The 8,041-nt window shown below is 60.9% G+C and carries 10 protein-coding genes and 1 pseudogene; 4 read left to right on the top strand and 7 right to left on the bottom strand.

Annotated elements, in window-relative coordinates; translation table 11 throughout:
• Positions 1–24: 24 nt before the first annotated feature.
• Positions 25–669 carry a thermonuclease family protein gene (locus tag KBZ07_RS12870; protein WP_254931986.1) on the bottom strand — a complete coding sequence of 215 codons (645 nt, stop codon included), beginning with the start codon at positions 667–669 and terminating at the stop codon, positions 25–27.
• A gap of 169 nt (positions 670–838) precedes the next feature.
• Between KBZ07_RS12870 and KBZ07_RS12875 the strand changes: the two genes are divergently transcribed.
• The gene (locus tag KBZ07_RS12875) at positions 839–1,168 is read left to right on the top strand and encodes a DUF1830 domain-containing protein (RefSeq protein WP_254931987.1); all 330 of its coding nucleotides are present in this window, start codon (positions 839–841) and stop codon (positions 1,166–1,168) included.
• 227 nt (positions 1,169–1,395) lie between these two features.
• Here the strand turns inward: KBZ07_RS12875 and KBZ07_RS12880 are convergent, their stop codons facing one another.
• The 4 genes and pseudogenes from KBZ07_RS12880 to KBZ07_RS12895 all read right to left on the bottom strand — a co-directional run bounded on the left by KBZ07_RS12880 (position 1,396) and on the right by KBZ07_RS12895 (position 3,230).
• Positions 1,396–1,632: a hypothetical protein gene (locus KBZ07_RS12880; RefSeq protein WP_254931988.1), complete on the bottom strand. Its 237-nt coding sequence runs from the start codon at positions 1,630–1,632 to the stop codon at positions 1,396–1,398.
• A gap of 53 nt (positions 1,633–1,685) precedes the next feature.
• Positions 1,686–1,901, bottom strand: a pseudogene (locus tag KBZ07_RS12885) (Nif11-like leader peptide family natural product precursor).
• On the bottom strand, positions 1,883–2,074 hold the full coding sequence (locus KBZ07_RS12890; protein ID WP_254931989.1) for a hypothetical protein: 192 nt from the start codon (positions 2,072–2,074) through the stop codon (positions 1,883–1,885). Before KBZ07_RS12890 ends, KBZ07_RS12885 begins: the two are co-directional and overlap by 19 nt.
• Before the next feature lie 91 nt (positions 2,075–2,165).
• Positions 2,166–3,230, bottom strand: a complete 1,065-nt coding sequence (locus tag KBZ07_RS12895; protein WP_254931990.1) for a DUF4912 domain-containing protein — start codon at positions 3,228–3,230, stop codon at positions 2,166–2,168.
• Positions 3,231–3,537: 307 nt separating this feature from the next.
• Between KBZ07_RS12895 and KBZ07_RS12900 the strand changes: the two genes are divergently transcribed.
• Positions 3,538–3,768 carry a DUF3136 domain-containing protein gene (locus KBZ07_RS12900; RefSeq protein ID WP_254931991.1) on the top strand — a complete coding sequence of 77 codons (231 nt, stop codon included), beginning with the start codon at positions 3,538–3,540 and terminating at the stop codon, positions 3,766–3,768.
• A gap of 136 nt (positions 3,769–3,904) precedes the next feature.
• Here the strand turns inward: KBZ07_RS12900 and KBZ07_RS12905 are convergent, their stop codons facing one another.
• Together KBZ07_RS12905 and KBZ07_RS12910 are read right to left on the bottom strand one after the other, a co-directional pair.
• Positions 3,905–4,339 carry a CAAD domain-containing protein gene (locus tag KBZ07_RS12905; protein ID WP_254931992.1) on the bottom strand — a complete coding sequence of 145 codons (435 nt, stop codon included), beginning with the start codon at positions 4,337–4,339 and terminating at the stop codon, positions 3,905–3,907.
• A 162-nt stretch (positions 4,340–4,501) separates the two neighbouring features.
• Positions 4,502–4,870, bottom strand: a complete 369-nt coding sequence (locus KBZ07_RS12910) for a hypothetical protein (protein WP_254931993.1) — start codon at positions 4,868–4,870, stop codon at positions 4,502–4,504.
• Positions 4,871–5,027: 157 nt separating this feature from the next.
• Between KBZ07_RS12910 and KBZ07_RS12915 the strand changes: the two genes are divergently transcribed.
• Together KBZ07_RS12915 and KBZ07_RS12920 are read left to right on the top strand one after the other, a co-directional pair.
• Positions 5,028–5,297, top strand: coding sequence for a hypothetical protein (locus tag KBZ07_RS12915; protein ID WP_254931994.1), 270 nt, complete (start codon positions 5,028–5,030; stop codon positions 5,295–5,297).
• A gap of 1,611 nt (positions 5,298–6,908) precedes the next feature.
• On the top strand, positions 6,909–7,886 hold the full coding sequence (locus tag KBZ07_RS12920) for a fatty acid desaturase (protein ID WP_254931995.1): 978 nt from the start codon (positions 6,909–6,911) through the stop codon (positions 7,884–7,886).
• Positions 7,887–8,041: the final 155 nt, after the last annotated feature.

The raw sequence follows: 8,041 nt of genomic DNA on the forward strand, positions 1-8,041 counted from the left end.
ATCCCCGTACCACCAGAACCCAAGTCAGCGCAGGGATTCGCAGGCTTCTCCGTCCCCGTTTCCATCTAGATAGCTGTGCCCCTGGCGCAGCAGCTCCTGAGCTTTGGCATAGGAGCCGATCTCCTTGCAGCGGTAATGGCGCCCCCCTGGGGTGGTGCCATCGGGGATGGATGCTGAGCGGCGCCCGCGGCGGAAATCCCAGGGGCGAGTGATGTCCCCTTGAACCTGCCATACGCCAAGGCGAGAGCTACTGGCCCGCTCTTCTGCTTCTAGATACTCCTTGGCATCACAGCCGCCCAGGTATTGCCGATAGGCAAAGGCCTGGCCGTCTTCCACCATCACCAGGTTGATATTCACGCCACTGAAAACCTCGGCAACTGAGCGGCCGTAGCGATCGGTGGCCTTGACCTCAAGCGACACCTCGCGGCCAATCGGCAGACGCTGCTGCAGGTAGGCGCGGGCCTGCTGGCCATAGGGACTCTGGGCCGTCTCGGGTGCGTCGATGCAGGCCAGCCGCACGGCGAGCGCCTTACCCGCCTGGAGGACGCGGATGGTGTCGCCATCGCCGATCGAGAGGATGGTGGTGGCACCTGCATTGAATGGCCAAAGTGTAAGCAGCAGCAGTACGGATTTCTGGCTTGCCTGGGGTGTGTCGCAGTCGATGTCCACGGCACCCTTTATGAGCTCAGTAACAGCAGCTCTGGAGATCAAGGGAAGTCCCACGAGTTATACACAGGCGGCCTGCCCCATTTGGGGACAATCGCCAAAGCGGTGTGCATGGCGACCGTTATGGCACAAAAGATTCGACATCATGAATCTCATTGCACAGGCTAGGGCCATGGGAGTCCATCGCTACCGTAACGATTGCGACCGGATGGTGATCCTGCGCTGTATCGGTCCGAACACCTTCTTCCAGGAAAAGGTTGTTTTCCCGCTGGAAGATTGGCTATTTGATTGTCCACCAAAGAGCCGGGTTGACATCTGGAGTCATGGTCTAACCGGGGTTGAATTGCTCGATTCAATCTTCGCCGATGACCTGCAGATAGCCGATGAACTCGTTGCTACCCCTGGAAGGCGACTAGCCCAGAAGAATCGCAACGCACCAAGCTGCGAGCTACTGAGAGGACCGTCCGTGTCGCCATTAACCCGGATGCTTGTTCCAAGCTGAAAGCAGGAGTTCGGCCAACCTCCTGGCGTGTTGGCCCCTCTGCAATGTCCCCATCCCGGCTCCAGATCGCGAACCAGCTCCCCGCAGCCGATAGAGACTGCAACAGGTCCGGCGGCCTGGGCAACTCCCTTCCCCGCCCTGCCACTACTGATATTGCATGCCGCAATCAGCAATGGTGGCAGATCCCATCCGGAACAGTCCCCCCGGCTGGAAACGATCCCCTTAATTCAGCCCCGCCAGGTGGGCAGGCCGCCGCTGACTAGGGTGCCGCGATGGCGCCAGAGTGCCTCCGGTGCAAGCACAATGCCGTGCTCTGCTGCCAGCTTTGCCGCAGCCTCGGTGGAGGCGGTGGCGCCCAGAGCCTGGGCAAACGCGGTATCGCGCTCCAGCAACTCCTTGAGCTGGTGCAGGGCTGCAGCAGAGGGATTTTCGACCTCGGAGGCCGGCAGATCACAGGTGGCCATGGGAACCCCTTCTCAGAGTGATACCAGCCTAGGAACGGCATCCCCGATCAGACTCAGTTGTATTCGCCTGGAATGTCCTGCTTGGTCACCGTGACCCGGCCCACCTTCTGGCCCGACAGGCGCAGCAGCTCATCGCCGGAGAACTCGTCGCTGAGGGTTCCGGCGAGCTCGGCTACGTCGTCGGCGGTGGCAGCAGCCTGCACGGCCTAACCCAGACCAGGGTCATCCTGCATCCGGGCAATAAAGGCCTTCAGCTGATCGAGGGACATGGCCCGGAATCAAAGCTGCCCTGGCGCAGGCTGGTCAGCTCCTGGTCCGCCTGCGCCAGTCGCTCAAGCACCAGGCTCAGATCCAATGCGGTGAGTTCGCCGTCAGAGCCCCACTTGAGGCAGGTGCTGCCCAGACAGCTGCTGGAGCCGCTGAGGGGATGGGAGTCCGTCATGGCAGATCTCCGGGTTGTCGCTGGATTCAGTCTCCTTCCACTGGACGATTGGCGATGCCCCCAAACAGGGGCAATCGCCGGCCCGGCTGGCTCAGAACCAACCGAGCTGAGCCTCTTCTCGGCTGTTCACCCGTGCCTCTGGAGTGCTGCGCTGAAACTCCATGCGAATCGAGCGCTCCTGCTCGCCATCGGCGGCGACAGCGCGGATCGGGTACACCTGCTGGCCATCGCGGAAGGGCACCTGCACCCGGAAGGTGCCATCACTGCTCAGCGGCACCGGCGCATCACCGATGAACAGGCTGGCGCTGGGCTCGGTAGCGCCGTAGACGATCAACTCCGCATCGGCGACCAGCCAGAAGGAGCGCTGACGCAGCACACCACTGCCCGATTCGTTGCGGCCGCTGGCCCACAGGCCCACGCCTGAGGCATGCAGCAGGCCGGTGTAATCCCCCGTGAAATCGTGCTCATGCAGCATCTCCGAGCCGACTCGGCGACTCTGGGGGCTTGCGGATGTTGTCAGCTGATAGAGGCGCTCATGCTCCACACCGGCGCCGCCGCCACCCAACGGTTGGCTGACCGGTCCGATTGGACCGTCCAACGAGAAGGGCACAAAGACATCCGCCACCACCGGGCTGGGCCCCTCGGCCGGCACCCGCGCCACCGATGACACCGCCAGCTTCAGCCAGCCAGCGGCGCCGAGTCGGTAGCCGAGCTCCACGCGGTAATCGCGATCGCTCAGTGGTACCGGCAGATACCACTCGGTGGCGTTCGCCGGAACCACTAGCTCCTGCAGAGCATGGGGATGGGAGGCCCCGTGCTGCAGACCCGTGACATCGGCCACCCGCAGGCAGAGCTGCTGGCCGCCAGCGGCGACGGCACGGGCTTGATCAGCGGCGCTGATGCTCCAGAACACGTAGGCCCACTGGGGATCGCGAGGCAGGAACGTCACCTGGGTAGTGATCGGAGCCTGCGGCGTTGCGGTGGCAGCTGGGCTGCTGGGAGCAGCAGGATGGGCTTCTACCTGGGCCAGCACCTCCAGTAGCTCTGTCTTGGCCAGGTTGGTGTAGCTGCGCATGCCGAGGCGCTTGGCCAGCTCGCGCAGCTGGGCCAGGGTTTGATCCAGAAGGGATGGGCTGGTGCGCGGAGCGGAGGCCATAGATCGCAATCCTTCACATTCCGAAATAATCGCAGCAGTCGCCCGGCTGGCGGCGACTCTGTCAGCAGACTGGGATCACATCAGCTGCCCCTGGAAAGCGGCAGCTGCCTGCTCCGCCAATGGGTCTTGAGCAGTTGAGGGTGCCATCCATCGCTTCTGGGGGCGCCAGGAAGGCCTCGCTTGGCGACTTGCTGGATCAGCGGACGCAAACACAAAAGGAGGCCCGATCTGTGAACGCTTGTAAGGCTCCACTCCGACACGGGCCCGGACTCAATTTGGATGGTTTCGCACCACTCCAGGAGTTGGGATGGCCGCTTCTAGCCTGAGCGTTGGGGAACTGGAAGCCCAGTACCACCTCTATTGCAAGGCGATGCGCATCTTGGTGCGCGATGGCGTCACGATCAACAAGGCACGCCGCACGGTTTGCTGGCAAAAACTTGAGATCCTGCATCATTGCCTACCTCGCCAGTACCGCGAGCCGGAGCAGCTCTATCTGCACCTCCAGCGGGATCAGCTCACAGCCACTGGCAATCTCTGAAACTGATAGCCCTAGCAGCGGGTGAGAGCGCGGATCGGCGGCTCATCGTCGACAACCAGGATCAGGAACTATGAAAAGACCTGCGGGGATGGAGCCCCCCCTGCCAGGAGAAAGATTTTTGCAGGCGGGAGGACGATCAGCCCAACACGTCCAGCTTGAGCTTCTGGATCCTGGCGAGCAGCGCCGCACGCTGCTGCTGCTGCATGGCGTTGCGGGAGAGGAATCGAATCGCCGTAACCAGGCCCACCAGCTGCAGCAGCCGACCCAGCATCGGCAGCTCATCAATGCTGCCCAGCACCGCAGCTGTGATCCTTAGGCCGACACCGGCAACGACCGCCAGGCCGAGGATGCCCAACGCCGGCAGCAGTTGCTCGAGTGACTGGGGCTTGAGTGTGGTGAACGTCTCCAGCAACGGCCGCATGGACTCCAGGCTGCCTGGGGAGAACCAGGACGGCAGTCGGCCTTCTGACACTGACGGCTCGATCTGCAAAACCAGCGGTTCCTGGGCAATGGACTTGGCGTGGACGGGATCGACAACGTCCAAGTTGGCCTCCAGAAAAGCAGTGCCCATCGCCAGTCATCTCAAAAGCCGCAAACTTTTAGGCCGGCCGCGACCCCGCGGCTCAACCGTGTGATGGAATCCCGACGGACCCAGGACCGGTTGATCCGCAGCAAGCTCACTGCGTGCCGATCCCTGCGGAAAGCCTGTGGAAAAGGTTGTGGAATCCGCTGCTCAGGTCTGGGTCCGCTGACCACTTCCCTGCCGGATCGGCCCATCGCGATCTGAGCGGTAGGTCAGATCTATACCGGGCGAAAGCTTCAACAGGAGATCGAGCACCTGCTCCAGCACGGCATGGCTGAGCGGGGCGCCTGATCCCATTCCCTCACGGCTGTTGACCAGCACGCCCAGCTGATCCGGGCCACGCAGCTCCATCAAAACCTGCACCGGCAGGGCACTGGTCCCCGCGCTCAGGCTGAGGCAGGCATTGCGTGGATCCAGCCAGCTGAGCTCTGCGGCCAGGCTGACCGCCAGCTGATTGAGGGTCTGACGACACTCCTCAGCACTTGGTTTGACCTTGAGCAGGGCTTCCAGGCGGGCCAATCAGCTTGCAGAGAGGAGCAATGATTCTGCTTGGCCAGGGCTGCCCACCCACAGCTCTTAGATCCCAAGGCAACGTCGTGTTGCGCAACCCAGGTCCACCGCTGATAGCGCTGCAAAGTGGACGTTCTTGTCGTTCACACTGTTGGTCGCTTCCAGCTTGATTCCACGTCTGCGACCGACCAAGGCCCCAGGTCAGCGGTGCTACCGCCTGATTGACGCTTGCTGTGAACCCCACCGTCAGCTCGATGGGCTCTACCCCAGCCTGGATGAGGCGCTCAGTGAGGCGATTGCCTGGATCGAGCACGATGAGGTGGAGACCCAGCGCAGCTTGATCGGCGTGGAGGTGAGTACCGGCAGCGGCATCTGGCGCACCTGCCGCCTGCCGGGTCCATTGCTCTGCCCGCTGCTCTGTCCGCTGCCTGCCTGATCATCTGAACGGCTAGCGATCCCTGGACAGCCCCAGCCAGCCTTGGGCGATCAACAGAAAACCCCTGGTGGGGGAACCAGGGGTCTCCGGAGCAGCCGGGCAAGGGAGGGCAGGCGCTCAGAGCGACATCCTCAACAAGGACGCTGCTGCATCATCCTCAGGCTTTTCAGTTGCTGGTCCCAGCCAAGAACTGCTCCGCCTAACCATCCCCACCGCCGATGGAGACCTGCTCCACTACTCGGCAGTGGCATCGGAGCCGATGGAGTCAGCATCAAAAGCACCCGCTGCTGAGGTTGCTGCGTCTTTATGTCTCGGAAGGGCAGCGGCACTGGCGTATCTGGGTCTGGAGTTGTGGGGGTAGAAGACGGTGCTGATGGAGTGTGGGGGCTTTGTGAGGAAGTACTGAGGGATGCTGAAAGGTCTTTGAGGAAGAGCTATCAAGGAGGGGGTTGTAATTAGATTAGGCAATGTCAAAAGAGCAACTCACAGCCCTGTGAACTAGCCAAAAAGGTGAGATGAGCCTGTCCCAAGAAATCTGCGTCCCATACCGGGACGGAGGACCTTTGGTGACATTCAGTTCGCCCGCGATTGGGTCAACCGTGCAGGTTTGATTTGCGCGGAGCTACTGGCCTTGAGAAGGGTCAGGCGATCGTGCTGCTGTTGTAGCAGCATCAATTTCTGCAGATGCTTTGCCTGAACGTTTGCTTGGTCTGCGACCATCACGGCCTCGAGATTGTCAGCCGTGATGTGGTTAAGAAACCTACGTATTTTAGTCAGGTATTTACGTCAATGCTACCCCCGAATGGGGCTTTGTTGACGTGTTAACCCTTACGCAACTTGCGTTCCTTACGGCTGCCACCAGTATCTCCTGTAAAAGGTTGCGCACCGACTTTTGGCGGCTGACTCTTGCGATCTTCCATGGGATTACCGAAGGCTTTCCCTGCGGCATTGCCGACCCAAGTAAAAAAACGGAGAATTGGTTCCATGATTAAGGTGCTATTTTTTTAGGGATTAATAAGCAGCTAGCTTTTATGCTGCTCATAATAAAGACCTCTGGGCAAGAAAATAGGAGCATAAATATTCTAGCCTCGCATCCTGCTAGGTCAATACACGTTTAATTATCGGCGTCTTTGCCGCTGGCTAATACCCCCGTTTGGGGAGTTTTCAAGTGCTGGATACGAGTGGCTGTCTACGAGGGTCCCCATGGAGGCTGTGCATTCTTGCCCCGATGGAGGTCACTGCTTGGCAGACGAGGTCAATCTGCAGCAGGTATGCAGCCCCGTGTTTTATCCGGGGCCACGCGGTACTCCAGGGTTCCATGCGCATCATCGGGCGTGTTGACGCCCACAGCAATGAGCGCTAGGGCTGCAGCCAAGACAAGAATCAGATCGAAGCTGTTATGGGGCTTGCTTCCCTTGGCTGGAGGCAGCAGAGGTCTAGAGGCAAGCGGTATCGATTCTGACGATGCAGGATGCGGCCTTGGCGCTGTTCAAGCGCGGCGTAGCTGGTTTTTGCAAACGACTGGTTCAGAATTGTGATACTTCCCAACAGACAGCATTGGAGCGTATTGACACCCATCTCTGATGGTCCTGCTTCTGTCCCCTTGCCGCGATGACGCCTCTGGATCGTGATCTCTGCGCAGCGGTCGCTGATCTAGGCGGGGCACCGTCATGGATTGAACGGGCCTGGACTGTGGCTCGGCTGCTCGGGCTAAGCGGTGTGTTGATCGGCGGCTCGTGCCTGTTCTGGATGCTGCCGCTGGGCTGGCCTTCTGGGGCCATGTTGATCATTACTGGCGCTGCATACGCCCTGCTGCTGATCGCTACCCATGAGATGGTTCATGGCACATTGCTTGGCTGGCGGAGGTTCGAGACCCCTTTCGCCTGCCTGCTCAGCTGGCCAATGGGCTGGCCTTACCTCACCTACGCGCGTCTGCATCGGCTGCATCACCTCTGGAACGGTCGCGACCCGCGCGATCCAGAGAGAACGGATGTGCTTCCCATGGAGCGATTGCACGCCAGCCCCCTGCGCCGCCAGCTGCAGAGCCGCCTTCTGCCTTTGCGGATACTGGTGTTCGGTGGGGTGGGGCTCATAACTGACACCACGATCAAAGGCCTGCAACTGCAGCATGTTGATCCGCGACTGGGGCTCGCGAGGCTGGGAGATGGCATCGGCGTTGTCGTTGTGCACGCGGCGATGTTGAGCGTTGCCGTGGTCCACGGGGAAATCTGGCGCTATCTCCTCTTCTGGTTGGTCCTTGAACGGGTGATCGGCGGGATCGTGCAGCTGCGCGGCCTAGTCGAACACCACGGTCTGTGGCAACAGCACAACACCAATTTACAGACGCAGCTCTACGCCAGCCGCAACATCCGTTGCAGCGCCTGGTTTAACGCCCTGATGGGAGGGTTGCCACATCACAGTGCCCACCACGCCTTCCCCTGGCTTTGCAGCGCACGGCTACCAGAAGGGAGTGCCCGCATCGCGGCGGTACTGGCACGCCATGGCGCGGCACCAACTCCCTTGGCAGACAGCTACGCAGCAGCACTGCAACTGCTCAGCCATGGGCGATCAGCCCCCTCATCGAGGTAGGACCACTGCTCGATCGGGGTTTCAAGGCGGGCATTCAGTGATGCGGATTGGGAGAGTGTGCGCGGCGACAATTAGGTAGGCGCCCGCCTAGGTAGTTGACACCGGGCAAGAGAGGGACGCCCATGAACCACCTTGGATGCGTACACATGTGCTGG

The sequence above is a fragment of the Cyanobium sp. BA20m-14 genome, from assembly GCF_024346295.1.